Source organism: Streptomyces sp. NPDC002130 (assembly GCF_040296465.1).
GTDB lineage: Bacteria > Actinomycetota > Actinomycetes > Streptomycetales > Streptomycetaceae > Streptomyces.
Genome location: NZ_JBEOXI010000044.1, coordinates 19,031 through 43,027, shown reverse-complemented (window position 1 = coordinate 43,027; position 23,997 = coordinate 19,031). Strand labels below are relative to the sequence as shown.

The 23,997-nt window shown below is 69.9% G+C and carries 24 protein-coding genes and 3 pseudogenes; 10 read left to right on the top strand and 17 right to left on the bottom strand.

Features of this window, described 5'->3' with window-relative positions:
- The 3 genes from ABT116_RS11395 to ABT116_RS11385 all read right to left on the bottom strand — a co-directional run.
- Positions 1–315 (bottom strand): ATP-binding cassette domain-containing protein (locus ABT116_RS11395; protein WP_351631015.1); only part of this gene is annotated, 315 nt, incomplete at its 3' end.
- Positions 312–1,061: a cobalt ECF transporter T component CbiQ gene (gene cbiQ / locus ABT116_RS11390; RefSeq protein WP_351631012.1), complete on the bottom strand. Its 750-nt coding sequence runs from the start codon at positions 1,059–1,061 to the stop codon at positions 312–314. The genes cbiQ and ABT116_RS11395, both read right to left, overlap by 4 nt.
- A complete protein-coding gene (locus ABT116_RS11385; protein ID WP_351631019.1) occupies positions 1,058–1,288 on the bottom strand; it encodes an energy-coupling factor ABC transporter substrate-binding protein in 231 nt (76 codons plus the stop codon). The genes cbiQ and ABT116_RS11385 overlap by 4 nt, the downstream gene beginning before the upstream one ends.
- Positions 1,289–2,327: 1,039 nt before the next feature.
- Here ABT116_RS11385 and ABT116_RS11380 point away from each other — a divergent pair.
- From ABT116_RS11380 to ABT116_RS50860, 3 genes and pseudogenes are all read left to right on the top strand, one after another.
- Complete coding sequence (locus ABT116_RS11380) at positions 2,328–4,871, top strand: DEAD/DEAH box helicase (RefSeq protein ID WP_351631010.1); 2,544 nt, start codon at positions 2,328–2,330, stop codon at positions 4,869–4,871.
- Positions 4,871–5,026: a hypothetical protein gene (locus ABT116_RS11375; RefSeq protein ID WP_351631007.1), complete on the top strand. Its 156-nt coding sequence runs from the start codon at positions 4,871–4,873 to the stop codon at positions 5,024–5,026. The genes ABT116_RS11380 and ABT116_RS11375 overlap by 1 nt, the downstream gene beginning before the upstream one ends.
- Positions 5,023–5,091: pseudogene (locus ABT116_RS50860) on the top strand (hypothetical protein); the annotation flags it as partial. The gene ABT116_RS11375 and the pseudogene ABT116_RS50860, both read left to right, overlap by 4 nt.
- 344 nt (positions 5,092–5,435) lie before the next feature.
- Here the strand turns inward: ABT116_RS50860 and ABT116_RS11365 are convergent.
- From ABT116_RS11365 to ABT116_RS11340, 6 genes are all read right to left on the bottom strand, one after another.
- Complete coding sequence (locus ABT116_RS11365) at positions 5,436–5,879, bottom strand: PaaI family thioesterase (RefSeq protein WP_351631005.1); 444 nt, start codon at positions 5,877–5,879, stop codon at positions 5,436–5,438.
- The gene (locus tag ABT116_RS11360; RefSeq protein ID WP_351631004.1) at positions 5,876–8,176 is read right to left on the bottom strand and encodes a molybdopterin-dependent oxidoreductase; all 2,301 of its coding nucleotides are present in this window, start codon (positions 8,174–8,176) and stop codon (positions 5,876–5,878) included. Before ABT116_RS11360 ends, ABT116_RS11365 begins: the two co-directional genes overlap by 4 nt.
- 96 nt (positions 8,177–8,272) lie before the next feature.
- The gene (locus tag ABT116_RS11355) at positions 8,273–8,944 is read right to left on the bottom strand and encodes an enoyl-CoA hydratase-related protein (protein WP_351631003.1); all 672 of its coding nucleotides are present in this window, start codon (positions 8,942–8,944) and stop codon (positions 8,273–8,275) included.
- A gap of 47 nt (positions 8,945–8,991) precedes the next feature.
- On the bottom strand, positions 8,992–9,570 hold the full coding sequence (locus tag ABT116_RS11350; protein WP_351631017.1) for a TetR/AcrR family transcriptional regulator: 579 nt from the start codon (positions 9,568–9,570) through the stop codon (positions 8,992–8,994).
- Positions 9,571–10,087: 517 nt separating this feature from the next.
- Positions 10,088–11,020, bottom strand: a complete 933-nt coding sequence (locus ABT116_RS11345) for an anti-sigma factor RsbA family regulatory protein (protein WP_351631001.1) — start codon at positions 11,018–11,020, stop codon at positions 10,088–10,090.
- On the bottom strand, positions 11,020–11,373 hold the full coding sequence (locus ABT116_RS11340) for an STAS domain-containing protein (protein ID WP_351630998.1): 354 nt from the start codon (positions 11,371–11,373) through the stop codon (positions 11,020–11,022). Before ABT116_RS11340 ends, ABT116_RS11345 begins: the two co-directional genes overlap by 1 nt.
- Positions 11,374–11,815: 442 nt before the next feature.
- On the opposite strand from ABT116_RS11340, the gene ABT116_RS11335 reads away from it, so the two are divergent.
- Positions 11,816–12,016 carry an STAS domain-containing protein gene (locus ABT116_RS11335; RefSeq protein ID WP_351630996.1) on the top strand — a complete coding sequence of 67 codons (201 nt, stop codon included), beginning with the start codon at positions 11,816–11,818 and terminating at the stop codon, positions 12,014–12,016.
- Positions 12,017–12,888: 872 nt separating this feature from the next.
- On the opposite strand, the gene ABT116_RS50855 is transcribed toward ABT116_RS11335, so the two are convergent.
- From ABT116_RS50855 to ABT116_RS11310, 6 genes are all read right to left on the bottom strand, one after another.
- Positions 12,889–12,990: a DUF8825 domain-containing protein gene (locus ABT116_RS50855; RefSeq protein ID WP_502983855.1), complete on the bottom strand. Its 102-nt coding sequence runs from the start codon at positions 12,988–12,990 to the stop codon at positions 12,889–12,891.
- Between the two features lie 115 nt (positions 12,991–13,105).
- Positions 13,106–13,888 carry a tetratricopeptide repeat protein gene (locus ABT116_RS11330; protein ID WP_351630993.1) on the bottom strand — a complete coding sequence of 261 codons (783 nt, stop codon included), beginning with the start codon at positions 13,886–13,888 and terminating at the stop codon, positions 13,106–13,108.
- 513 nt (positions 13,889–14,401) lie between these two features.
- Positions 14,402–14,572 carry a hypothetical protein gene (locus tag ABT116_RS11325; protein WP_351630991.1) on the bottom strand — a complete coding sequence of 57 codons (171 nt, stop codon included), beginning with the start codon at positions 14,570–14,572 and terminating at the stop codon, positions 14,402–14,404.
- Between the two features lie 637 nt (positions 14,573–15,209).
- Positions 15,210–16,046: an ABC-2 transporter permease gene (locus tag ABT116_RS11320; RefSeq protein ID WP_351630988.1), complete on the bottom strand. Its 837-nt coding sequence runs from the start codon at positions 16,044–16,046 to the stop codon at positions 15,210–15,212.
- Positions 16,043–17,605 (bottom strand): DUF1349 domain-containing protein, encoded by a 1,563-nt coding sequence (locus ABT116_RS11315; RefSeq protein ID WP_351630985.1) that lies wholly within the window; start codon positions 17,603–17,605, stop codon positions 16,043–16,045. The genes ABT116_RS11320 and ABT116_RS11315 overlap by 4 nt, the downstream gene beginning before the upstream one ends.
- Positions 17,602–18,549, bottom strand: coding sequence for an ABC transporter ATP-binding protein (locus ABT116_RS11310; protein ID WP_351630982.1), 948 nt, complete (start codon positions 18,547–18,549; stop codon positions 17,602–17,604). The genes ABT116_RS11315 and ABT116_RS11310 overlap by 4 nt, the downstream gene beginning before the upstream one ends.
- A gap of 124 nt (positions 18,550–18,673) precedes the next feature.
- Between ABT116_RS11310 and ABT116_RS11305 the strand changes: the two genes are divergently transcribed.
- Positions 18,674–19,927, top strand: a complete 1,254-nt coding sequence (locus ABT116_RS11305) for a sensor histidine kinase (RefSeq protein ID WP_351630979.1) — start codon at positions 18,674–18,676, stop codon at positions 19,925–19,927.
- Positions 19,924–20,601, top strand: a complete 678-nt coding sequence (locus tag ABT116_RS11300) for a response regulator transcription factor (RefSeq protein WP_351630977.1) — start codon at positions 19,924–19,926, stop codon at positions 20,599–20,601. The genes ABT116_RS11305 and ABT116_RS11300 overlap by 4 nt, the downstream gene beginning before the upstream one ends.
- A 128-nt stretch (positions 20,602–20,729) precedes the next feature.
- Here the strand turns inward: ABT116_RS11300 and ABT116_RS11295 are convergent.
- Positions 20,730–21,245, bottom strand: a pseudogene (locus ABT116_RS11295) (SAM-dependent methyltransferase); the annotation flags it as partial.
- A gap of 273 nt (positions 21,246–21,518) precedes the next feature.
- Between ABT116_RS11295 and ABT116_RS11290 the strand changes: the two are divergent.
- From ABT116_RS11290 to ABT116_RS11275, 4 genes and pseudogenes are all read left to right on the top strand, one after another.
- Positions 21,519–22,022 carry a GNAT family N-acetyltransferase gene (locus ABT116_RS11290; RefSeq protein ID WP_073492597.1) on the top strand — a complete coding sequence of 168 codons (504 nt, stop codon included), beginning with the start codon at positions 21,519–21,521 and terminating at the stop codon, positions 22,020–22,022.
- 272 nt (positions 22,023–22,294) lie between these two features.
- Positions 22,295–22,690 carry a transposase gene (locus ABT116_RS11285; RefSeq protein ID WP_502983854.1) on the top strand — a complete coding sequence of 132 codons (396 nt, stop codon included), beginning with the start codon at positions 22,295–22,297 and terminating at the stop codon, positions 22,688–22,690.
- A pseudogene (locus tag ABT116_RS50850) lies at positions 22,642–22,758 on the top strand (transposase); the annotation flags it as partial. The gene ABT116_RS11285 and the pseudogene ABT116_RS50850, both read left to right, overlap by 49 nt.
- Before the next feature lie 503 nt (positions 22,759–23,261).
- Positions 23,262–23,471, top strand: a complete 210-nt coding sequence (locus tag ABT116_RS11275) for a hypothetical protein (protein ID WP_351630968.1) — start codon at positions 23,262–23,264, stop codon at positions 23,469–23,471.
- Between the two features lie 57 nt (positions 23,472–23,528).
- Here the strand turns inward: ABT116_RS11275 and mscL are convergent, their stop codons facing one another.
- Positions 23,529–23,972, bottom strand: a complete 444-nt coding sequence (gene mscL / locus ABT116_RS11270) for a large conductance mechanosensitive channel protein MscL (protein WP_351630965.1) — start codon at positions 23,970–23,972, stop codon at positions 23,529–23,531.
- Between the last annotated feature and the right edge of the window lie 25 nt (positions 23,973–23,997).

Below are 23,997 nucleotides of genomic sequence, written 5' to 3'. Positions count from 1 at the left end.
GGCGATGTCGTGTCTGACATCCGCCGAGAACAGCTGATCATCCGGGTTCTGCAGAACCAACTGCACATTCTGACGGTGAGTACGCAGCCCTGCCCTGCCGTACTTGATAGGGGTGTGGTCAAGACTGACCGTCCCGCGCGAGGGCCGCAGCGATCCGGCCAGTATTCGGAGCAGCGTTGTCTTTCCCGATCCGTTGGCACCCAGCAGTGCCACGCGTGAGCGCGGTGCCATCTCGATATCGACGTCGATCAGCGTATCGCTCGCACCGTGATAGGCGAACGCCACATGTTCGGCGCTCAGCGATCTATGGCTCATGCCATCTCCCACGAAACTGTTAGTGCGACAACACCAATAAGAACGGATACCGAGCCGAAGATGAATTGTCGGCTCACCGGCTGCCGATACAGAACCGGCATACCGATACCCTGGTCGCGACCCGCCAATCCGGTCTCCAGCCGTTGTGCCTGAGTCCAAGACCGGATCAGCACGGCCGCGGTCAGGAGGCCCACTGAGTTGAGTGATCGTCGAAATACCGCATAGCCCAGTCGCGCGACCTGCGCCTGCCGGATCGTTGCCAGCGACTCCACCAGCACGAACACCATGCGATACATGATTCCGATGACGTCAACACAGGCCGCCGGGAGCCCCGCCCGCCGTAGCGCCGTCGTCAACGTGGTCATCGGTGTCGTGGAGGCAAAGACGAGCATCGCCAGTGATGCCGTCATCGCACGCAGTGCGAGTTCAGCTGCACCCAAAGCCGTGTGCGCAGTCATTGATATCGTCAGAGCGCCGAAATCGATCGATACCGCAGTCGACAGCGCCGCGATCGCAATAAATGCCGCAGGTCCTCGGGCGGTACGGAGCACGTGCGCAAACGGAACCCCGGCTCGTCGCGCGGCGATCAGGGTCACCACGATCAACAGTGGCGCCGCCGGAACCGGGGCAAGCACCACCGCACATCCGACGATCCCGCCGAAGAGAATGACCTTCTCTGCGACCGGCCGGCGGCGCCACGTCGACCTCCACGCAACGCTATCGATCGCGGCGGTGCCAGCACTCATGTCCGGTCACCCTCGCCAGCGCTCGCGGCCATAGCGTCGACGTCACCGGCCAGTGCGATCGCCTCACGTTCGGAGCGCCTACGCTGCCACATCGCCCCGAGCGCAAAGCCGAACACTCCCGCACCGAGCGCAGCCTGCAGCGCGAACAGTCCTGATTCGATCTCACCGGACCCGGGGGTGAAGACCGGCGAGAACCATGGCTTGTAGTCGGAATGGTTCTCCTCGATTCATCCGAACGGCTCTCCTCGAAGCCTGTGATGCCACCAGCTGCCACCTCTGCGTCGGGGATCACGCAACGCGAACGGATCTGGGAGGGTTCGGCGCCACAGCTCCGCGTCAAACGCAGCAAGAAGTGCCTCGAGTTCTCGGCGCGCCGGGAGGGGCAGTAATACCACCACCCGCTCCAGCAATTCCCTGGCCTCAGTCACGTCTTCCAGGCTGTCCGAAGGGCACGGACACACAGCGTAAGAGATCTCGAGATACCGGCCTGGCCGGGCGAGGAACCGCCGGCACCAGTACAGGGCCGTCTCAGTAGCGCCGGGCCATACTTCTTCAGCGTCTGTCTCCCGCTCAGCCCGGTGCACAGCAGCGGACGTCCGCGGCGACAACCGGTCGATCCGGTACGGCTGGTGCAATGCGTAGAGCTTGGGGTGAGGGGCACGCATGGCGCCCGGCCGCCTACGCGGCATGACCCTTTCGGGCAGCGATCGTCATACCGGCATCTTGCCACGGCGGGGCCTTCCGCTGCGCTTAAGGCCCAGGCGGGCCCCCTGCGCTCCCCCGCCCGGTGTCCTCGGTGCGTCCTTCGAAGTCTCGTCGTACCGCTGCACCTTGGTCTTCGATCAGCCCACCCTCATCAGGGAAGTCCAGGACCGTGCCGCAGTGACTGCACAGCTTCCCGTCTTCAGCCGGCGTGCCGCATGCCTTGCAGAACCGGTTGCCCTTCTCGCTTTCAGTCTCCTGCGTCATGACTCTCCCGGGAACGAAATGGACGTGTTGGCTTTGGATGCGGAGTACCCGTGGCATCGAAGTTGATTCACTCACGTTGGCTGCCTCATTTTGACTCTGCGATAGACTCTGGATTTAGATGGCTCCAGCGTTGTGAGATCTGTGCTGCTGCGACATAGCCTGTGCGTGTCTCGGATCACGGGCGTGTATCGCAGTCTCGGTCGAGCCACCCGAGGTCCAACGCCTGTCGTCTGCAGGCTGGTTGTTTAGGTGGCGTCGGAGAACGGTCGTCTAGCTCCCAGAAGAGAGTAGATCGGAATGGCTGTGCAGGAACTCCGTCCCCATCAGCGAGAAGCCATGGACGCCGTACTCCGGGCGCTCGAATTTCCTGCACGATCCACTGTGCCCGAGCCGGGTCTGCGCACTCAGGTGATCATGGCCACCGGGACCGGCAAGACCCTCGTCGCCGTACGCAGTGCCGAGGAGCTGCGTGCCGGCCGTGTGCTGGTCCTCGTGCCGTCGCTGGACCTGCTCGCCCAGACCGAAACCGCGTGGCGCGAGGGCGGCCGCACCGGCCCGACGGTCGGGGTCTCGTCTCTGCGCGGCGAGGAGGCTGCCTTCCCCAACACCACCGACGTGGACGAGCTGGTCGACTGGGTGCGGCCCCTCGACAAGATCACCGTGTTCGCCACCTACGCCTCCCTCGGCCTCGGCACGCTCGAGCGCGCACACCAGGCCGGCCTTCCGGGGTGGGACCTGATCGTGGTCGACGAGGCGCACCGGACCTCGGGGCGGTTGGGCAAGCCGTGGGCGGTCGTCCACGACAACACCCGCATCCCCGCCCTGCGCCGGCTGTACATGACCGCCACGCCCCGGCTGTGGCAGCTCGACGAGGACCAGGAGCAGCAGAGTGCGCCGGGTGAGCTGGTGGCCTCCATGGAGGACGATCCGGCCGGCGTGTTCGGGGCGCGCTGCTACACGCTGACGCTGTCGGAGGCCATCGACAGGGGAATCTGTGCCCCTTACCAGGTCGTGTGCGTGGACGTCACCGACACCGCGCTCCAGGCCGCGCAGCTCCTGGGCGTGGAGGGCCGCTCGGCAGAGGTGCGCGGGGCGCGGCTCGCCGCTCTGCAGACCGCCCTGCTCAAGGCGTCGTCGGAGGAAGGCTTCCGACGTACCCTCGTCTTCCACCACGTCGTCAAGGAGGCCGAGGCGTTCGCGGCCGGCCTGCCCGACGTCGCCGCACAGCTGCACGCTGCCGACCCGGAGCTGTACCCGCGCACGATCTGGGCGAACTGGCTGTGCGGCGAGCACAAGCCTGGCCACCGCCGGCGGGTCCTCGAGGAGTTCGCGGCTGGAATCGCCAGGGACGGCACGGTTGTGGAGAAGGGCTTTCTGGGCTCGGTGAAGGTCCTGGGCGAAGGCGTCGACACCAAGAACTGCGACTCCGTCTACTGGGCAGACGTGCGCGGCTCGATGCCCGACCTCGTCCAAGCCGTGGGCCGCGCGCTGCGCATGCAGCCAGGCGAGGGGAAGATCGCCTCGCTCGTGGTGCCGGTACTGCTCGGGCCGGGCGAGACAGCGGACAACATGCTCACCTCCCGGGCGTACGGCGGGTTGGCAAAGCTGCTGGAGGCCCTCAGGGCGCACGACGCCCGGGTGGTGGAGCAGCTCGCCGAGCAGCAGGCACGGAGCCGTGTCCGGGGCGTGCAGAGCCGCTCGGGCGGCGAGGAAGGCGAGGGAGCCGCGAGCGACCGAAGCAACCGACTGTCGGTACCGGCCCGGGAACTACTCAAGTTCAGCACCCCACGTGATCCGGCGCAGCTGGCCGCCTTCATCAAACTCCGCGTCCTCAACCCCGAACACGCCCACTTTCGACGCGGCATCGAGGCCGCCGCCATCTACCAGCGGCTGCACGGCGACCTGAAGGTCCCCTTCACGTACCGCGTGCCCGGCCGCGAAGACCAGGAGGCTGAAGCCGAGGCGTGGCCGGCCGCGCTCGCCGGGTTCCCACTGGGGCAGTGGATCGCCGACGCCAGGCGCTTCTACGCCTGCGGGGACATGGACGAGGACCGCGTCGCGCAGCTGGAGAGGCTGGGCATGGTCTGGTCGCACTTCGACGTCGCGTGGGAGGAAGGTCTCGCGGCGGCGCGCGGGTGGGCGGCCGAGGCGGGCCACCTCCTGGCGCCGCTGGGCGCCACCTACCAGGGCTACCGGGTGGGCATCTGGCTGAAGAACGCGCGGGCCGCCGCCCGCAAGGCTGCCGAGATCGAACAGCGGCGCGTCGAGGGCCTACCCGTGGGGTCTTCGGCCGGGGCGCTGTCGGACGAGCGGCGGGAGCAGCTGGAGGAGATCGATCCGTCGTGGTGCCCGGTCTGGCCCGTGGAATGGCAACGCGCCTTCCACCTCGTCCGGCTCCACCTGGACGCCGGCGGCGCGCTACCCATGTCACCGGGTGACGTCGTGCGCCAAGGCGAGGACCTGGGGCGGTGGGTGCGTGCCCAGCGGCTGGGGTGGGACAAGCTCACCACCGTCCAGCAGTGGATGAGCGAACACATCCTCGGCATCCAACCCGCCACCGAGGACGAGAAACCCAAGCCACGCACGAGCCAGGCCGACAAATGGGCCCTCAACTACACCGCCGCCAAACAGTACTACCAGCGCGAAGGACACCTACGCGTCCCCCGCAAACACACCGAACGCATCACCATCGGCGGCAACGGAGACAGCGACAGCGGCGAGGACCAAGAGGAGCGGGAGCTTCGGCTTGGGGCATGGATCGGGAATCAGCGCAGCCGGGCCGCGACGCTGACGCCGGAACGGATCGAGGCACTGTCCGCGATCGGCATGCGGTGGTCCTGATGGTGGGCGTCGTCGTCACCGCGGCCGCCGCGCTCGCGGCGGGCTATCTGCTCGGACGGCTGCGCCCGTGGCAGCGGCTGGGCGACTGGGCGGCCGATCGGGTCCGCTTCACCGGGACGGGGGCCCGGGGCGGCGCCGGGCGGCAGGGCTGGTGACCGTGCCAGTCGGTCTGTACTCCGCGACCGAGGACCAAACCGTCCACTTCCACCAGCTCCAGCGCGGCACTGCCGACCAGATCCGCAATCGCAGGGTGAACGAGCGGACCGGTGACGAGGTCGGCACGGCCCTGCCCGAGCCCATGCTCAGCACCCCCACCCCCCACCCCGACCTCCGGCCCGGCTGGGCCGCCGAAGTGAAGTGGGACGGCTTCCGGGCCCTGGTCTCCGCCGACGCAGGGAAGGTGGTGCTGCGCTCCCGGCGCGGCACCCGAGATGAGCCCCGCGTTCCCGGAGATCGTGGCCGGCGCGGTGCAGATGCCGGACGCGACCGCCCTGGACGGCGAACTCGTCGTGTGGGTGTCAGCAACGGCCGGCAGTTGCGCCGCCCGGTTTTCGGCCGGGCGATCTACAGGATCATGCAGGTGGTGGTGGCGTGGGCGATGAGTTTGCCCTGTTCGTCGAGGACCTTTCCCTCGGCGGTGGCGGTGCGGCGGCCGGTGTGGATGACGGTGCCTTCGGCGGTGAGGGTTTGGCCGTTGGTGCGGGCGGCGCGGATGTAGTTGACCTTGAGTTCGAGGGTGGTGTACCTGGTGCCCGCCGGGAGGGTTGTGTGGACGGCGCAGCCCATGGCGGAGTCGAGGAGGGTGGCGGCGATGCCGCCGTGGACGGTGCCGAGGGGGTTGGCGAAGTCGGGGCGGGTGTCGAGGGAGATGACGATGCGGCCGTGGTCGACCTCGTCGAAGCGCATGCCGAGCAGGCGGCCGATGGAGGGGCTGTCGGTGGGCCGTTCGGTCTGCACCCAGCGCATCAGTTCCAGGCCGGTCATGGCGGCGAAGTCGGTGGTCGTCACGGTCGTTCTCCTTGCATGGTGCTGGGGGTGCCGCCGCCGTGAGAGGCGGTGTGTTCGTCAGGTGGGGAGGGCTCGATGCGGGCGGGCACGTGCTTGTGCCAGGGGGTGCCGGCGATGGGGTCGCGCCAGGTGAGGTCGGTGAGGGTGTTCAGGGCGACGCCGGTGCGTTCGGTGTCGCCCTCCTCGGTGGGCAGGTCTAGGCCGAAGCCGTTGGGCAGGGCGGCGTGCCCTGGCTGCAGGCGGTCGTCGATCTCGACGACTGCCTGAGCGGTGCCGCGATTCGTGGTGATTCGGGCGAGGGCTCTGTCGGACAGCCCGAGTTGTTCGGCGTCGTGCGAGCTGACCCGCAGGGTGCCCTGTTGGTCGCGCTTGCGCCAGGTGTTGTCGCGGAAGATCGTGTTCGCGGTGAAGGCCCGGCGCTGGCCGGCGACCAGGACGATGGGGAAGTCCTCGGTGGTGTGGACGGCCGGGGTGGTGTCCAGGTCGGCGAGGAGGCCGAGGAGTTCGGGGATGGGCAGCGGGATGCGGTGGCCGGGATGGGGCACGTAGTTCCAGGCGTCGTCGTACTCGTCCTCGGTGAACGTAATTCCGGAGCGACCATCCAGCATGGCATCGAACAGTGTGTCGGCGTTTTGGTGTCCGGCCCGGCGCATGGCGGCGGGGTACTCCTTGGCGATGCGCTGCGCGAGCGCCCACAACACCGCGGCGGACCGGGCGCCTGCGGGCAGGGTAGGACCGAGGGTCTCGTACAGCAGGTACGGAGCCATGGCGAAGGTGCTTTTGTCGATGGCGGCCAGAGCGGCGAAGGCGACCTTGTATGCGGTGCGGCCCAGGTGGGCAGCCGTGCGCAGCGCGGTCAGCCTGCCGCCGGGGACGGCGTTCAGTTCGCGGATGAGGCGGGCGTAGATCTCGGGTTCGGGCAGAGTGGCGGGCAGCGGGTCGAGTACGGGGGCGCGCAGGTGGAAGGTGTTGTGGGGGAACTCGAAGGTGAAGAACGTCGCTTCCCACTTCTCGAACTGGGAGGCGGCTGGCAGCACGTAGTCGGCCTGGCGCCCGGTCTCGGTCAGGGCGATGTCGATGACGACGACCAGGTCGAGCGCTGCAAGTGCCTGGGCGAAGGCGGCGGAGTCGGCCAGGGAGTGCGCCGGGTTGGACGACTCGATGATGATCGCCCGGAACCGGTCGGGGTGGTCGGTGAGGATCTCCTCGGCGATGACGTTGCAGGGAACCAGGCCCCCGGGCATCCGCGCGCCGGTGACGGGGGTGCGGCGCGGGCTGGTGTTGTAGCGGGCCAGCGGAGCGATCCACGAGTGCGGCTGCATGGCGCCGGGCTTGGCGAAGTTCCCGGTCAGCAGCCAGGTCAGCTTGTTGAGGTAGGACACCAGCGTGCTGTTGGGTCCCTGCTGCACGCCCAGGTCTTCGTACGTCGCGACGCTGGAGGCGGTGCCGATCCTGCGTGCCGTCTGGCGCAGCAGGTCCTCGTCCACGCCGCAGGTCTGCGCGCAGCGGGCGACGTCCACCTCTTTGAGCTGCTTGATTACCGTGTCGGCGCCGGTGGTGCGGGTGGTGAGGAAGGCGTGGTCGAGGAGGTCTTCCTGGGCCAGGATGCCGAGGAGGCCGGCCAGACACCAGGCGTCAGTGCCGGGCCTCACCTGGAGGTGGATGTCGGCGAGGTCGGCGGTCTCGGTACGCACCGGGTCGATGACGATCATGGTGCGGGTGGGGTCCTTGGCAATGTCCTTGAGTACGGTGCGGGCGCGCGGGACGCCGTGGGACTGCCAGGGGTTCTTGCCAAGGAACAGGGAGACTTCGGCGTTCTGGAAGTCTCCGGTGGTGTGTCCGCCGGTGAGGTGGGCGTCGACGAAGCCCTCGCCGGTCTTCTCCTGGGCGAGCGGGTTGGAGCGGTAGCGGGCGCCGAGGGCGCGTAGCAGGGCGCCGCTGTAGGCGCCGCCGAGGTGGTTGCCCTGTCCTCCGCCGCCGTAGAAGAAGATCGATTCGCCGCCGTGGGTGTCGCGTACGGTCTTCAGGCGGGTAGCGATTTCGCGGATGGCGGTGTCCCAGTCGATGGGGGTGAAGGTGCCGTCCGCCTCCCGGCGCAGCGGGGTCGTCAGCCGGGTGCCGCCGTTTTGGTAGTGGTCCAGACGCAGGGCCTTGTTGCAGGTGTAGCCGGCGGTGGCGACGTGCTCTTTGTCGCCGCGGATCTTGGTGAAGCGGCGGCCGTCGGTCTGGATCTGGATGCCGCAGTTGTTCTCGCACAGGATGCACGCGCTCTTGTGCCAGGCGGTGTCGGCTGTCATCGGCCCTGTCTCCTCATGCGGTGGACGGCGGGTGCGGCCCGCGCCCCAGGGGGAAGCGCCCGGGGCGCGGCTTGGTGGGGATAGTGAGGCGCTGGCTCAGCCGAGCGGGTTGGTGGTGTCGCGCAGGGTGGCCAGGGCCGGGGCGTACATGCGGGCCTTGATGGTGCCGAGGGTGTCGCCGGCCTTGTTCACCTGTGCCTGGGCGATCTCGATGGCGGTGGAGCGCACGGCGTCCTCGGCGACGGCCTGGTCGACGATGCCGGCGGCCGCGGCGGCGGTGCCGCCGTAGCGGCGGGCGGTGAGCATGGCCTCGTGCGCGGTCTGCGGTGCCAGCCGGGACTGGATGAGTGCGGCCATGCCGGGGGTGAAGGGGATGTTGATGTCCGCTTCGGGCAGGCACCAGTAGCCGCGGTCGGCGCGCATGACCCGGAAGTCGTGGGCGAGGGAGAACATCGCACCGGCGGCGAAGGTGTGCCCCTGCAGCGCGGCCACGGTGATGACCGGCAGCGACAGCATCCGCGCGAACAGCTCATGGACGGAGACGACGTACTTCTGGTGCTGGTCGGCGTGGGCGAACAGCCAGTCCAGATCGAGCCCGTTGGAGTAGAACTTTCCGGTGGCGGCGGTGACCAGGGCGCGAGGGCCTTCCGCCTTCTCCACCTCGTCGAGGGCGGCGCTGACGGCGGTGAGCCAGTCGGGGTGGAAGCGGTTCTCACCGTCTCCGAGGTCGAGGACGAAGACGTTGTTCTGACGGTCGAGCGAGGGCATGGCGACTCCTTCGAGGCATGCAGGTGAAGCGGCTGGGCGGCTGCGGGCTATGGCCGGGGACCGGATCCGGCACCGGGGCGGTCGCGCAGGGCGTAGAGGAGCAGGTCATGGATCTCGGCGGCGGCGGCCTCGATCGGGGCGGTGCTCTGCTCGGCCCGGCACATGATCACCGCGCCTTCGACCGCGGCGATGATGAAGGCACCGAGCCGGCGGCTGCGTTCCTCGCCCAGGCCGTTTCTCAGGAGGAGGGCCGCAAGGGCCTCCTGCCAGCGGGCGAAGACCGCGGCGGCGGAACGGGCAAGCTGGGGCGCATCATCATTGGTCTCCACAGCCACCGCCACGATCGGGCAGCCGGCCCGAAAGCCGCTCTCCACGAGCCGGTCACGCCACAACAGGAAGAACGCGTCGACGGCCGCCACCGGATCATCCGCCTGCATGGCGGCGTCGATCAGCCCCGCGATGAAGTCCCCCGCCAGTGCCACCGCTTCGTCGATGAGCTGCGCCCGCCCGCCAGGGAAGTGGTGATACACCGAGCCCCGAGGAGCTCCGCTGTGAGCGAGCACCCGGTCGATGCTGGTTGCGCTCGCGCCGTACTCCCGCAGCAGAGCGGCAGCACTGAGGATCATCCGGTCACGGCTGTCACTCCTGCGCGGACTCACCTGCCCAGCACCTCCCCACGACGTCGCCCTTCCTCCACGAACGGATGGGCTACCTGTCGGTAACTTATGGGGTATGGCATAGAACATGCAAGGGGGGTGCGGGCGGTCATTGAATCTGCAGCGATGGCACCGCTTGAGATGCGCGCCAGCTAGGGCGGTGATCCATAAGACGCTCGGCTTAACACGCTGGACTGGACAGAGAATCCGCCGGGTGGGGCAGCAGGGAGACGCTGGACGTGACGCCGGTGGAACCGGAGCTGGTGGTGGAAGTCATTGTCGACGTCGCCCGCGACGCGTCCGGCCGGTGGCGACATCCCGCACGCCGGCACCGCGCCCGCACCGACCTCTCCCCCTCGACGTCCCCCACCCGACGTCGCCGCCGCACTGAGAGGAGTTGGGGGTGTCACCTACGTTGCCGGGTGTCCTGCTTGCGGAAGAAGCGGGGCGGGCGGTCACCCGGACAGGTGGCCGCCCAAGCGCGCTGTTACAAGCTGAGGTAGAAGCGCAGGGTCGTGCCGTCGTCGCCGGTGTGTACGCGCACCAGGTCGGTCACGTAGTGGACCAGCATCAGGCCCCGGCCGCCCAGTTGGTCGCGCTGCGGCGGGCGGCGGCCGGCCAGCGGATCGGTCAGCCGGCCCGCATCGCGGACCTCACACACCAGCTGCCCCTGCTCGGCCCAGATGGCGAGTGTCCCGCGGCCTCCGCCGTGGACCACGCTGTTGGTCGTCAGTTCCGCGACCGCCAGCTCCACATCCATCAGCCGGTCCCCGGGCAGGCCCAGCCGCGTCGCCTGAGCGAGAGCGAACTGGCGGACCGCCGGAAGGTCATCAGCACCGTAGGAGAAGGCCGCGGCGTCCGGTGCAGGCACAAGCGCCTGGTTGTACCGGTCGACGACCGCCTGCCAGTCGTAGGTGTCGCTGACCGACTCACGGCCCTCCCCGCTGATGAGGGTCGGGTGGGTAACCCGCGCATCGGCGATCACCTGCGGATCCAGCCGCACCTCGTCGTAGGGGCACAGGATCGTCACCGCCCGGCCCTCGAACGCAGCGTTGATCAGCGCCTCGTGCTGCGCGCACGCCGGGTACTCCACCACGCTGCGCCCGGCCCAGATCGGCTCGCCGATGATCCGCACACGCCCCATCGGGTGGGCGTCGGCGAATCCGCGCAGCACCTTGGGGATGATCCGCCCAGGGTTGCGGCCGGCCTCGGTCATGTCCAGGAACAGGATGCCCTCGGCGTCCCCGCCCAGACCCGCCTTGATCAGCTCCAGGTTGGGGCCGGGCACCGCCACGGCCATCGGCTCGCCGTTGGTCAGGCCCTCGCGCAGGAAGGCCACCGTCTGCCGCGTGTACTCCTGCTCGGTGCGGTAGAACAGGGCAGGGTGCACGAACGCCTCGTGGGTGGTCACCGTGCTCATCACAGAGCCACCTCGATCCGGTCCAGGCCCGGCCAGAACATCTCCAAAACCCGCGGCAGCTGCGGCGGGGGATTCTCGACCACAAATCTGCCGTCGGGCAGGTTCATGGCGGTGACCGCCAGCGCGGTCACCCCGGCCACGTCGACGAACGCCACATCCGACAGCTCCACGTACGACACGCCCGCATGCCGTCGGGCCAGCTTGGACAGGGCCTGCTCCCACGACGGACGCGTGAGGACGCTGATCTCACCACGGGCACGTATCCCAGGACGACCGCCGGGCAACGGGCTCACCTCCAACGCGGCACTCCCGGGCACCGCCGGGGGCCCGCCCGCCACATGTGGGGCATCCACGCTCGGACTCCTTCACATCAAGCCGCCTGCCGCCGTCCCGGCACGGGCAGAGGAAAAGTCCCGCCCGACGGGGCAGTGTATCCAGACGGCTGAACGCCGGGTTCTGTAAGTGGGAGCCGGCAACGTTCAATCGGCGGCGCTCGGGGACCGCGGATCCCGAAAATGTCGGTGAGAAACAGCACCGTTCCCGGGGTGACTGGACGCTGGCGTCGGCAGCAACCGGCCCCGGGTTTGAGCGTCACGGGTGAGGGGACGCGCGATCGATCGTTTCCTCAGGCAAGTGCTGGCTGATGCCTTCGACGGTGCGGTGCTGGCAGGCCGGGCAAAGCGTATGGTGCCCCGCGGAGGTGACGACGGTTCCCCACTCAGGAGAGATCGACAACGACACCAGCCAGAAACTCCGCCAGGCCCTGGACGCCACCGGAGCTCCCCGCCCCGCATCGTGGTCGATCTGAGCCGGGTCACCTTCATGGACTCCACCGGCATGAACATCTTCATCGCCGCCCACCGCACCCTCACCGAGGCCGGCGGCTGGATACGCCTGGCCGCACCCACCGAAGCCGTGATGCGCACCCTGCAGATCGTCGGCGTCGACGCCGTCATCGACTGCCGCGACACCCTCCGCCAAGCCCTCAGCAACTGACCTATCCCCCATACCGGCCGTGCGCTGCCCGACCGGCTCAACGCTGAGGGTGATCGCTCTTGGGCAGGTAGAGAGGACTGAGCCGGCGCCAGTATCCGTGCACGAGATTTTCGGCCTCCTGCACCGCCCCCTGAGCACATGGCCCGTCCGTCGGCAGACGTTGCTCGGCTTGGGCCACGGTGGATCCCCTCCGGGCCTCCCTCAGCGCCGTCCAGCGCGAGGCACGGCGGGAAACGGCAGCAGCGCGCGGCCTGCCGCTTCGGCCCGCCAAGCACCAACGCGCGAGCAATATCGCGGCCACCACCGACAATGCGCTCGCCGCATAAACCTCATGACCGGCCACTGGCTCCTCCTGCCGGACACCCGCATGGACCGTGCCGGGTTCAGGTGCCCCGGTATCGCATCGGCAACGTCACCGCTGGGCTAAGAAACCCTCACACGCCGTCACCAGGTGGTGGAGGTTTCAGCGGCACGCTCGCCGGCCTGCTCGCCCCCTGCATCCTGCGCCGCCCTCCCCCGACCTCTCCCCCTCCGACGTCCCCCCACCTGACGCGCGCTGACGGCGGCGCGGCGCGGCGGCCCCGGCCGACGCGCAACCGGCTGAGCGCGCCCCGATCCCCGTTGCGGCCGCGCCGCCCATCCCGCCCGTCCCTTACTCCTTCACTCCAGCCAAGGGACATGGGCAGAGCGGCCGCAACGGGGATGTCAGCGGGCCGACCACGGCGAAACCGCGTGGTGACCTGCACGGATGCGAGGACGCTCCTGCGGGGCGCGCAACAGTAGCGGCAACCCTTGACGCAACATACAGCGCAACCGACGGGCGCAACCCCTTGGCGCAACCTCGTGCTGCTGGTCGACCGGGGCGCGCCCGGTCACGCGGCCCGGACGGCTCCGTGGGCGCGGGCCGGCTGCCGCAGCTCGGACCGTGCCGCCGGCACCGAGGGGACGGTCTCCCAGTAGGGGTGCCACCACAGCCGTGCGGCCGTTACACCTCGTTGGGCCGTATCTCCCCCGGGTCGGGCCCCGGGCGCGTACGGCGATTCTCACCCGGGGCCCGCTGACGTCGGTGAGGCGGCCAGCCCACAACGGTCAAGTGCCGTCGATGTGCTCGAGCAGCGTTCGGGCTTCGACGGTGCGGCGGTGGTCTGGGCCGAAGGAGGCCAGGCAGGCATCATGAGCGGCTGCAGCCTGGCGACGGGCATGGGGAGCGCGTCGCAACCCCAACAGGGCCGTAGCGAAGACCAGTTCGACGGCGCCCGTATCTGGATGGCGCTGGTCATCGGGCAGAGCGCGGTACAGCTTGTCGGCCCGCTGCACCTCGGTGAGGGCCTCTTCGTAGCGGGCTTGGCCGTTGAGGCTGCGAGCCAGGCCGAGTCGCAGGACGAGGGACACCCGGTCACGTACGCGATGGGCGGCCAGGGCCTCGCGGGCGAGTGCTTCGGCCTCGTGGTGGCGCCCCTGCGCATTGAGGGCGAAGACCAGCCCATTGCGGGCGGCCGCTGCCAGGAATGACATTTCCGGGCCGGTACCGCGGCCCGCGGCCTCGGCGACGGCCGCACATTCTGCCTCGCACTCGGCGTACTGACCGAGCGAGATCATCTGCTGGGCGCGGTCCGAGCGCAGCTTCATGGTCAGCCAGTGATCGGCTCCAAATATCCTGCTGAAGGCAGGCAGCGCTTCGTCGTAGGTGGCGAGTGCCTCTGCGTTGCGGCCTTGGGCGCCCGTCGCGAGCGCGGCGATGTTCAGCGCCACAGCTGCGTACTCGTCGTCGCGTGGCCGCGATCGCGCCACGGCACGGGCTTCGGCCTCCGCCTCCGCGTAACGCCCCGCTTCGTAAAGGGCTTTGCCCTCCGCCACAGGCGTTCCCGTCATTCGATGCGCGTCGCTTCGGCCACGCCGCCGTAAAAATCTCATGACCGGGAGCATACGAATACTGCGCAGGCTGCTCGGCGACGATGCAGGGAGACGGTCGGCACCCTGGCGTCCTGGAGGTTCACGCGAGCCCGGCCACCGCGGCTGTCTCGCCGACGACGACCAGTGGTGGCTTTGTTCATGAGTTGGGGCTCGTACTTGTTGACGCCGACCACCCAAGGCGCGGGGACATCGGGCTCGCGCAGCGCATCGACCAGCCGGAGCACGGTGCTGCGGCTGACGGACACCCCGAGAACGCGGGCGGTGCGGGTTCCGGCCCGGCCCGCGAGGGCCAGGCCGACCGCGGCCAGCCTGGCGCGCAACCGCTCGGTCCGCTGACCGTACCTTCGTCAAGCCGAGTATCTGCTCGACGAAGGTACGGCGTGCGCAGCCCGAGTCCCCGCAGGTGAACCGGCGGGCCCTCAGGCTCGCTATGGGTCCCGTACCGGTTTCAGTCAGCGGTCAGGCTCGAGATCACGCCGTCGCGCGGCGCTCAGCCGGCAGCCGCTTGGGCTGGGGTGTCTCCAGCCGGACGGCTGGCAGGATCAGATCGCGGACGGGTGGTGCCAGCACCCCCGGCATCTCCAGGACCTGCCACTGGCAGTCAGGCACCAGCTCATCGAGCACTGTGTACATCTGGCGCATTCGGGAACGGTGATGCCGGCGTCAGTGGGACCCGGGTGGTGTGTGGGGTGGGCTTTGGTCACGCCGGGGCAGAAAGCCATGCGTGGGGAGCCGGGAAAGGCCGAGGCCGCCCCGTTTTGTGGTGCCGGTGCCGGGCCGTAGATGCCAGGAGCCACCCGGCGTGCCGCGCGGCGCCGCAAACAGCCGCAGCACCGCACGCAACAGGCGCCGACGGGCGGCTCGTCCCAAGCACCGCGGCATACCAACGATCACCGGAAATGCACCGCACGCAGTACAGATGACAGGACCTGATCATCCGGCCCGCTACCTGACAAACCTGCAGACCAGAACCCCGGCCCACGGCCAGCGCACAGACTCGCCACGGCTACCGAGGCACCAGCGACCGCCTGATCACAGCCACACACCAAACTGATCAGCCCGGGCCAGAACACCCACTCCTGATCAGAAACACTGCTCCTGGACAGCAACGTCGGCCACAGCGCGGGGAGGGCAGCCGGCATCCCCAAGACCTTCCTGCACCGCTACCTGAAGGGATAGCGGTGCAGGGAGCCGGGGTGACCGTCGTATACGCGCTATCGGTCCGTTCCCAGAGTCGTTGGGGCCCGAAGCCACCGTGCTCGCGGATGGCTCGATTCGGCTATGCGTCGCGCCTGTGCAGCAGCAGGCTGCCGACCAGTAGCGCGGCCGCGGTCCACATGGTGAGCACGCCCAGGCCGGCCCATGGGCCGATGGGCAGGTCGTGCAGATGGACGGTGGTTTGGATCGCGAGCCCGGCGGTCATGGGTGAGATCTGCTGGAGGTGGCGCTGCCACTCCGGGTTGTTGACCACCTGGGTGACGACCGGGAAGAGGTAGAGCAGCCCGAGCACGATCCCGATGGCGCTCGCCGCCTCCCGTACCGCCGTCGCCACGCCGAGGCCGATCAGGGCGATCAGGACGAGGTAGAGGACCGAGCCCACGGCCGCCCGCAGGGTCGGGCCGTCGGTCAGGGAGAGCGGGGCATAGTCGTGCGCCTCGGTGAATCCGTTGCCGGGCAGGATGTAGCGGCCGGCGAGGAGGGAGGCCAGGACGGCGGCCGTCCCGGAGGCGAGGACGACCGTGGTGAGGATCGTCGCCTTGGCGGTGAGGACGGTGATCCGGTTCGGCACTGCCATGAGCGTGGTGCGGATCATCCCGGTGCCGTACTCGCCGCTGACGGCCAGCACCGCGAAGACGGCGATGACCGCCTGCCCGACGGTGACGCCGGTCAGGGCGACCTTGACGGCGTCCTGGCCGCACCCCACGTCCGGGCACTTCACGGCCTTGGCTGTGCCGCAGCCGACGGCCACGGTCAGCGCGACGGCGAGCAGGAGCAACCTGCCTGTTTCCCCTGCGGTGCGCAGCTTTGTCCACTCCGCGCGCAGGGCGCGGCCGAAGTCCCCTCGCCACGCGCTGTCAGCCGTGTTCGTGAGGCGTGCACCGCTCGGGAGACTCATACGTCTCTCCCGCGCAGCCGCACCACGGCCAGACCGAAGGCGAGTGCGGCGTATCCGCACAGCACGGCGAGGCCGGCCCAGGGCGCCAGCGGGTAGTAGCCGGTCGACGGCTCGTAGACGCTGAGCACCTGTGTGTACTGCGGCAGGGTCTGCTGGATGGCGAAGCCCGCAGCCGGGGTCACCCGCAGCAGCCACTCCGAGGCGCCCGGGGGCAGTACGCCGGAGGTGGCGAGCAGGAAGGGCAGCACGATCGACGCGATGACCAGGGCGACCGCCGTGCCGCTGCGCCGCAGCAGGGCACCGACGCCGAGAGCGAGCACGGCGGCGGCTGCGCAGAGCAGGCCGGTGCCGATCATGACGCGCACTTCGGTCGCCGACGTGACGGGGAAGACATGGAAGCCTCTGCCGCGCGCGCTGCGTTCCCCGATGGGAAGGGTGATCGCGGCGGCGGCCAGGCCGATGGCGAACGCGAGGCCCCCGGCCACCAGCGCCTTGGCGCCAAGCACCCGGCCCCGCAAGGGAGTTGCCGCCATGGTCGTACGCAGCAGACCACGCCGGTACTCGCCGGTGATGAACACCGTGCCCACGGCGATCACCACGATCAGCCCGGCGAATGTGCCGACGAGGAAGTTCTCGACGGAGAAGCCGACGCCCATGGCGGGCCCGCCGACGACCGGTGCGATGTCGCCGGCCCCGGTCACGGTGAACCCGCCGCCGTCGGTCTGGGTGAAGCCGCCCTTGGTGGTGTTCGTGTAGCTGCCGGAGGTGCCCGCGTCGCCGCCCACCTGTGTGCCGCTCCACGCGCTCTGGGACCAGCCACCGGTGAGGCCGGGACGGCCGAAGGTGCCGGTGGCCACGGCGGGGCTGAAGCCCGTGCCCGCCGCAGTGTCCTGCTTCGCCTGCGGTGACGTGGCGAAGAGCCCGGCCCGCACAGTGCGCGCAAGCCCCGGCAGCTTGGCATGGCCGAGCTTGGTCCAGTGGGAGCCGTCGGTGGAGGTGTAACCGGTGAGGCTGTCGCCGGAGCGGACCAGGCGCAGCCAGCGCGGGGACTTTTGGGTGACCTTGCCGGAAGGGCCTGCCGTGTCGTGTGTGTAGTCGTACTGCATGCGCACGCCGTGGGCGCCGGTGGTCATGACCGCCGCGTAGGGGGATCCCTGGGTGAGGTTTTCCTTCACGATGATCCCTGCCTTCGCCCAGGGCTGGGCGCCCGGGGCCGTCTTGCCGGTCCCGGTGTCGGCCACACCGGTCAGGGACCGCAGGGCAACGGTGAGGGTGCCGTCGCCGGTGAGCGTCCTGTGGACGAAGTAGAAGCTGTCGTTGACGGCCTCGCCGCCGGGGCCCTTCGGATACGAGGCGGGGTCGGCGCCGCGACCGCCGGGGGCGGGGGCGGCCGTGCCGAGCAGGCCGACCACGATCGTCACCAGGAGCGCCCCCGCCAGGGCGAGGACCCAGCCGCGCACCGTACGGAACTTCGTCCACTCGGCGTGCAGCGTCCTGAGGAACCCGCTCCGCTCAGCGCGCCTCGTGGCCGGGGGGCGAGGGGTGAGGGTGGCTGTCATCGCGTGGCCTCCCCCGCCGGGATGCCTCGGTACTCCACCGCGTCCCGGGTGAGCTCCATGTACGCCTCTTCGAGCGTCGCCCGGTGTGCGGACACCTGGGAGAACGGCACCCCGTTCCGGGCGAGCAGGGCCACGATCTCCTCGTCGGGCAGGCCGGTGACGCCGAGGGTGTCGGGGCCGGTGGCGAGAACGGTGGCGCCCGCGCCGTGCAGGACCTGGGCGGCGCGCGGAGGCGCGGAGGTACGCAGGGTGACCCGGCGGCCGGACGCCTCGGCGAGCAGCTCGGACACGCTGGTGTCCGCGACGACCCGGCCGCGGCCGATCACCACGAGATGGTCCGCGGTGTCTTGGAGTTCACTCATCAGGTGACTGGAGACCAGGACGGCGCGGTCCTGCCGGGCCAGCTCCGTCAGGAAGCCGCGCATCCACACGATGCCGTCGGGGTCGAGGCCGTTGAACGGCTCGTCCAGCATGACGATCGGCGGGTCACCGAGCAGTGCTGCCGCGATCCCCAGGCGCTGGCGCATGCCCAGCGAGAAGCCTCCGGCCTTGCGCCGGGCCGCCGTGCCGAGGCCGGCCTGTTCGATGACCTCGTCCACGCGCCGGGGCGGCATGCCCTGTGAGTGGGCCAGCCACAGCAGGTGGTTGCGGGCGGTGCGGCTCGGCTGCAGCGCGGAGGCGTCGAGCAGTGCCCCCAGATGCCGAAGCGGGCGACGCAGGGTGCGGTAGGGCACCCCGCCGACCAGGGCCTTTCCCTGGTCAGCTGCGTCAAGGCCCAGGATCACGCGCATGGTGGTGGACTTGCCCGCGCCGTTCGGGCCGACGAAGCCGGTCACCCGTCCGGGCCGCACGGTGAACGTCATGCCGTCCAGAGCCGGCTGTGGCCCGAAGCGTTTACGCAGACCGATGACCTCGATCGTCGCCTTCGTACTCTCATCGCTCATGGCCCCACCCTGTGACGGAGGGAGTTACAGGGGCCGAACGGCCGCTGTCATCTCGCTGTTAGGCGCCTCGGCTTAGCCTGGCCTGGTACGTGTCCTGGTGCGGTGGCGAGAGGGGAGCATGCGGATGAAATGGGGTCCGCCCCGGCGGCTCGCGGGCCTGACTGTCCGGCTCGGCCTGCGCCGTGGCACTGCCCGCACCCGCTTCACCGCCTTGTACGTGACGCTGTTCCTGCTGTCGGGAACGGCGCTGCTCGCCATCGCGGCCGTGGTGGCGTCCGGCGGATCGCGCTCCAGCCGGACCGCCCCCGATGGGGGCACCGATCAGCCCGCCGCGGCGGCACAGGCCCAGGGCCGCATCGACGATCTGGAGCAGCAGCTGGCCCAGGCGCACGACACCCAGTCCCGGCAGATCCTGCTCGGCTCCGCCATCGCCCTCGGCGTCATGGCGGTGGTCTCGGTCGGCCTCGGCTGGTTCGTCGCCGGCCGGGTGCTGCGCCCGCTGCGCGTGATGACGGCGGCCACCCGCCGGATCACCGCCGACAGCCTGCACGAACGCCTGGCCATCGGCGGCCCGGGCGACGAGGTCAAGGACCTCGCCGACACCATCGACGACCTCCTCGGCCGCCTGGAGGGATCCTTCGACGCCCAGCGCCTCTTCGTCGCCAACGCCTCCCACGAGCTGCGCACCCCGCTCACCACGATGCGGGCCTCCCTGGACGTGGCCCTCGCCAAGCCGGGCCCGGTGCCCGAGGCCACGGCCACGCTGGCCGCCCGGATGCGCGCCGAACTCGACCAGGTGGACCGGCTGCTGGAGAGTTTCCTCGTCCTGGCTCGCACCCGGCACGGCGAGTTCACCGACTCGGCGCGCCTCGCCCTCGGCCAACTCGCGCTGACCGCCCTGACCGGACGGGCCAAGGACATCGCGGTCAAGGGCCTGACCGTGCGTGAAAACCGGATCGATGACTCCGCGTGGGTGCGGGGCAGCCGGACGCTGCTGCGCCGCGCGGTCGACAACGTGGTCGACAACGCGATCACGCACAACGCCCCCGGGGGCTGGATCAGTGTCGCGGTACGGGCCGAAGGAGACGACGCGGGTGCAGTGTCCCTCGTCGTCGAGTCCAGCGGACCGGTCCTCGACCAGCGGCGGGTGGCGGACCTCGCGCAGCCCTTCCGCCGTCTTGGCGCCGACCGGACCGGCACCGGCCAGGGCAGCGGCCTCGGCCTCTCCATCGTCGCGGCCATCACCCAGGCCCACCACGGCACCCTGGACCTGCGCGCCCGCCCCGACGGCGGCCTGCGCGTCACCATCAACCTCCCCCCTGCGGACGGCAGGGCGACGGCGGAAGCCCCCGACACAGAGACGAGCGTGGCGCGTTGAGAGTCCTGGTGGTCGAGGACGCCCGCCCCCTCGCCGAAGTCATTGCCGAGGGACTGCGCGACCAGGGCATGGCCGTGGACGTGGCCCACGACGGGCTCGACGCCGCGGCCAGGCTGGACGTCAACGCGTACGACGTCGTCGTGCTCGACCGCGACCTGCCAGGCATCCACGGCGACACCCTCTGCCAGATGATCACCGAGCGGGACGGCCGCGTGATGGTCCTGATGCTGACCGCCGCCGACTCACCCGGCGACCGCGTCAGCGGCCTGACCCTGGGTGCCGACGACTACCTCGCCAAGCCCTTCCACTTTCCCGAACTCATCCTGCGCATCCGCGCTCTGGCCCGCCGCCGCCCCGCTGCCCGGTCCCGCACCCTGAGCACGGCGGGCATCGAACTCGACCCGATGCGCCGTACCGCCAGCCGCGATGGCCACCGACTCGACCTTTCCGTCAAGGAGTTCGCGGTACTCGAAGCCCTCCTTGACGCGAGCCCCGCCTTCCTCAGCACGGAGAACCTCCTCGAACAGGTCTGGGACGAGCACGCCGACCCGTTCACCAACACCGTCACGGTGACCATCAGCCGCCTGCGCCGCAAACTCGGCGACCCCCCGGTCATCGCCACCACACCCGGCGTGGGGTATCGGGTCATCGACCCAGGCGCCCCACCCGACTGAGCAGCGAGCCGGGGTCGGCGGCCCGCGAGCGGAGGCCGTGCTCAGTGCACCCGACTCCAGAAAGTGTCGATGCGAACTGACACCGGTCAGGTACTTACGTCCTCGGTGGGGAACCGGGAGGAGGCGCTCTACCGGCGGATGGCCGAGATCAGTCCGCCAGGCCGCTCCTCGCGCTGCGGGGGGTGCTGATCGGGCGGTCGTAGGCGGCAGCGCACTCTCGCAGGGTGTGGCTGCCGGCCTCCCAGCCGTGCCCGGCCAGCCAGCCCACCGGGTCGTCGGGCATCTCCGAGACCCACATGGACGCCGCCGATCCCGGCACGGCGTCCGCGCCGAAGCGCTCGGTCACGCCGCGCGAGCCCAGCGTCAGCCCCATCCAACTGCCTGCCGCCGACTGCGCGCTGATTCGGGCCAGCCGCAGCTCCACCGCGTCCTCGGGCAGATGGATCAGCAGTCCTTCGGTGAGCCACACGGTCGGCACCGCCGGGTGGGGCCCTGCGGCGGCCAGCGCGCCCGGCCAGTCCTCACGCAAATCCACCGCGAGGGATTTGCTCACAGCGCGCGACGGCCCGCTGCTGGCGCAGCACCGAAGCCCTGAGCGACGCGAGGCGCCGCACACTGACGTCATGCAGATGTCTGAGCCCTTCGCCACCACCGTTGCCGCAGTAGCCCCTGGCGTGTGGCTTGTGGGTGCTGAATCGAGTATCACCAGGTCGCTAAGCGGGCGTTCGAGGCTTACAACGCGGGTGAAGTGTTACTGGCTCAGAAGCCGTTGCCATACCGATCATGGAGTGTGTCGATCGAACGGGAGTCTCGATCGGGTGATCGCGGGCCCTGCCCGGCATGAGAGCAGGGCCTGGCGGTATACGGGGAGCATTTCCAGGGGAGCGGGCGGCCGCGCGCTGCTACGGTCGGGCGCCATGAGCTGGCTTCCCGATGACTTCGTCCACCCCGTCCTGGTACCGCTGCCGGGCGGTGGCCATCACCTGCGGCCGATCCGGGAGGCGGACACCCCGCTCGACTATCCGGCTGTGATGGGTTCGCGCGAGCGGCTGTGGACCATCTTCGGACCGGCCTGGGGCTGGCCCGCGGCCACCATGACCTACGAGGCCGACCAGGCCGACCTGTTGCGGCACGAGAAGGAGATCGCCGCACACCAGTCCTTCAACTACGCGCTGTTCGACGCGGCGGAGACAGCTCTGCTCGGCTGTGTCTACATCGACCCACCGGAGAGGGCCGGCGCGGACGGCGAGATCTCCTGGTGGGTGGTGGACGAGCTGGTGGGCAGCAAGGTCGAGCAGGCCCTCGATGCGCTGGTGCCGCAGTGGATCGCCGCCGACTGGCCGTTCGAGCAGCCGCGCTTCCTCGGCCGCGAGATCTCCTGGTCGGACTGGCTCGCCCTGCCTGAGCATCCCGACACGTAAGTGGTTGTTGCCCGTACCGATCTCGAAGGCTGTCGATCGAACGGGAGTCTCGATCGGGTGACTGCGGCGGGTCTCCGCGCGTGAAAGCAGGGCCTCCAGGTAGCTCGGGGGTGCGATCCCGTTCCGAGTGGTTCCCGCAGGCCCTGTTGTCTTTGTTGTACGTGCCCGAGCCTGTTGACCTCAACTCGCCCGCCGTGTCGTGCGATTGCCTCGCGCGCGTGTACGGCAACGCGGCCGACCATCCGGACCGGGTGCGCCGGTATAGGTCGGACATGACGGACGCGGAGTGGGCGTCCGTCCGGCCGTTGCTGCCGGTGCCGGTCTGGTTCCAGGGGCGGGGTGGACGGCCCGGGGGTTACTGCCACCGGCAGCTGTTGGACGCGATCCGCTACCTGGTCGCGGGCGGGATCTCGTGGCGGGCGATGCCCGCGGACTTCCCCGCATGGGGCCGGGTCTACGCCTTCTTCCGCCGCTGGCGCGAGCACGGGCTGATCGCCGAGTTCCACGACCGGCTGCACGGGACGGTCCGTGGGCGCGAGGGCCGCGAGTCCGAGCCCACTGCGGGGATCATCGACGCGCAGTCGGTGCGGCCGCCGCGACGGTGCCGGCCGCCTCACGCGGCGACGACGGCGGGAAGAGGGTGCCGGGCCGAAAGCGGCACATCGTGACCGACACCCTCGGCCTGCTCCTGGCCGTCGCGGTCACGGCTGCGAACATCGGCGACCGGGACGCCGCCGGCCGGTGCCGGCCTGCACCGGTGAAGAACAGCGCTCCACACCGGCGGCCGCCTGCAAGCCCTGAGGGCGGGAGGGGAAGACCGGCTCCCTTACCGGTACTCGACTCGCTGGAGGACTTCGAAAGCGCAAGGCCCGGACCAGATGTCCGGGCCTTCGTCGTGCCCGGGATCTTTTTCCCGGCCACTGCTGTCCGGGTCCCGGCCTGCGGCCCTACAGGGTGAAGGAGCCGTGCCCGGACGAGACGCAAGCACCTGAGTCCTGTCACTGTCCCGCCCGCCATGTCGAATTCACGCCGGAGGCCCTACCGATGACCACCCGCCAGACACCCAGGGCAACACCCGTCCCGATCGCCGCTACGCTGAAACACGCCACCCTGGGCCAGGGCCGAGACCCCGCAAAGAGCAGCAGGACCGCCGACCGCGAGGCGCGCACCACCCCCACGCGGACGACACCACGACAGGTGTCCGCTGTCCTTGATTCCTCTGCTCAAGGGGGCAGCATCATGACCCGGGACAACCTGCCCGCGCCCGCCCCTTCGCCCGCTCGGCAGCAGCCCGCTGCCGGTGCCGGCCTGACCGCCGCGATAGTCCAGGGCGCCGCCCAGGGCGCCGCTCGGTCCTTCACGGCCCGCCTGGTGGACAAGTTCCTGGCCAACCCGCCCGACTGGCTCAGAGCCCTGTGGCACATGCTGCCGCGCCCATGGGAGCACTAGCCGCCGGGGCCGGGCGGGGCAGCCCTGCTGCTCATTGTCAGCGATGTCAGGTCTCGGTCACCCGGCGCGCTGGGTTGTCTCCCCGGCCTGAGCGGGTACGGCGGGCAGGGAGACGGTGCAGGAGGCGCAGCGTCGGGCCTGGGCGGGTACGGGGCTGAGGCATTCGGGGCAGTCCCGTTTGGGGGCCTGGACGTCGTGGTGCGGGGCGAGGCGTTCGTGGAGCTTGTTGATCGGGAGCACGACCAGGAAGTACAGGGCGCTGGCGAGGAGGAGGAAGCTGATCGCCGCGTTGATGAAGGCGCCGTAGGGGAACTCGGTGGCGCCTAGGGTGAAGGTCTTGCGGCTCATGTCGCCGGTGGCGCCGGTGGCCAGTCCGACGATTGGTGTCAGGAAGGCGCTGACGAAGCCGTTCACCACGGCGGTGAACGCTGCCCCGATGACGATGCCGACGGCCAGGTCGACCACGTTGCCGCGCAGGATGAAGCTGCGGAAGCCCTTCACCTTCTCACCCCTAAGAGGCTCTTGA

Coding starts and splice junctions, on each gene's coding strand:
- ABT116_RS11275 (WP_351630968.1), top strand. CDS start 23,262: ATGACCCGGGACAACCTGCCCGCGCCCGCCCCTTCGCCCGCTCGGCAG.
- ABT116_RS11345 (WP_351631001.1), bottom strand. CDS start 11,020: ATGAGCACGGTGACCACCCACGAGGCGTTCGTGCACCCTGCCCTGTTC.
- ABT116_RS11330 (WP_351630993.1), bottom strand. CDS start 13,888: ATGACGGGAACGCCTGTGGCGGAGGGCAAAGCCCTTTACGAAGCGGGG.
- cbiQ (WP_351631012.1), bottom strand. CDS start 1,061: ATGAGTGCTGGCACCGCCGCGATCGATAGCGTTGCGTGGAGGTCGACG.
- ABT116_RS11350 (WP_351631017.1), bottom strand. CDS start 9,570: ATGATCCTCAGTGCTGCCGCTCTGCTGCGGGAGTACGGCGCGAGCGCA.
- ABT116_RS11355 (WP_351631003.1), bottom strand. CDS start 8,944: ATGCCCTCGCTCGACCGTCAGAACAACGTCTTCGTCCTCGACCTCGGA.
- ABT116_RS11380 (WP_351631010.1), top strand. CDS start 2,328: ATGGCTGTGCAGGAACTCCGTCCCCATCAGCGAGAAGCCATGGACGCC.
- ABT116_RS11305 (WP_351630979.1), top strand. CDS start 18,674: ATGAAATGGGGTCCGCCCCGGCGGCTCGCGGGCCTGACTGTCCGGCTC.
- ABT116_RS11325 (WP_351630991.1), bottom strand. CDS start 14,572: ATGCGCCAGATGTACACAGTGCTCGATGAGCTGGTGCCTGACTGCCAG.
- ABT116_RS11360 (WP_351631004.1), bottom strand. CDS start 8,176: ATGACAGCCGACACCGCCTGGCACAAGAGCGCGTGCATCCTGTGCGAG.
- ABT116_RS11315 (WP_351630985.1), bottom strand. CDS start 17,605: ATGACAGCCACCCTCACCCCTCGCCCCCCGGCCACGAGGCGCGCTGAG.
- ABT116_RS11290 (WP_073492597.1), top strand. CDS start 21,519: ATGAGCTGGCTTCCCGATGACTTCGTCCACCCCGTCCTGGTACCGCTG.
- ABT116_RS11320 (WP_351630988.1), bottom strand. CDS start 16,046: ATGAGTCTCCCGAGCGGTGCACGCCTCACGAACACGGCTGACAGCGCG.
- ABT116_RS11310 (WP_351630982.1), bottom strand. CDS start 18,549: ATGAGCGATGAGAGTACGAAGGCGACGATCGAGGTCATCGGTCTGCGT.
- ABT116_RS11375 (WP_351631007.1), top strand. CDS start 4,871: ATGGTGGGCGTCGTCGTCACCGCGGCCGCCGCGCTCGCGGCGGGCTAT.
- ABT116_RS11285 (WP_502983854.1), top strand. CDS start 22,295: ATGACGGACGCGGAGTGGGCGTCCGTCCGGCCGTTGCTGCCGGTGCCG.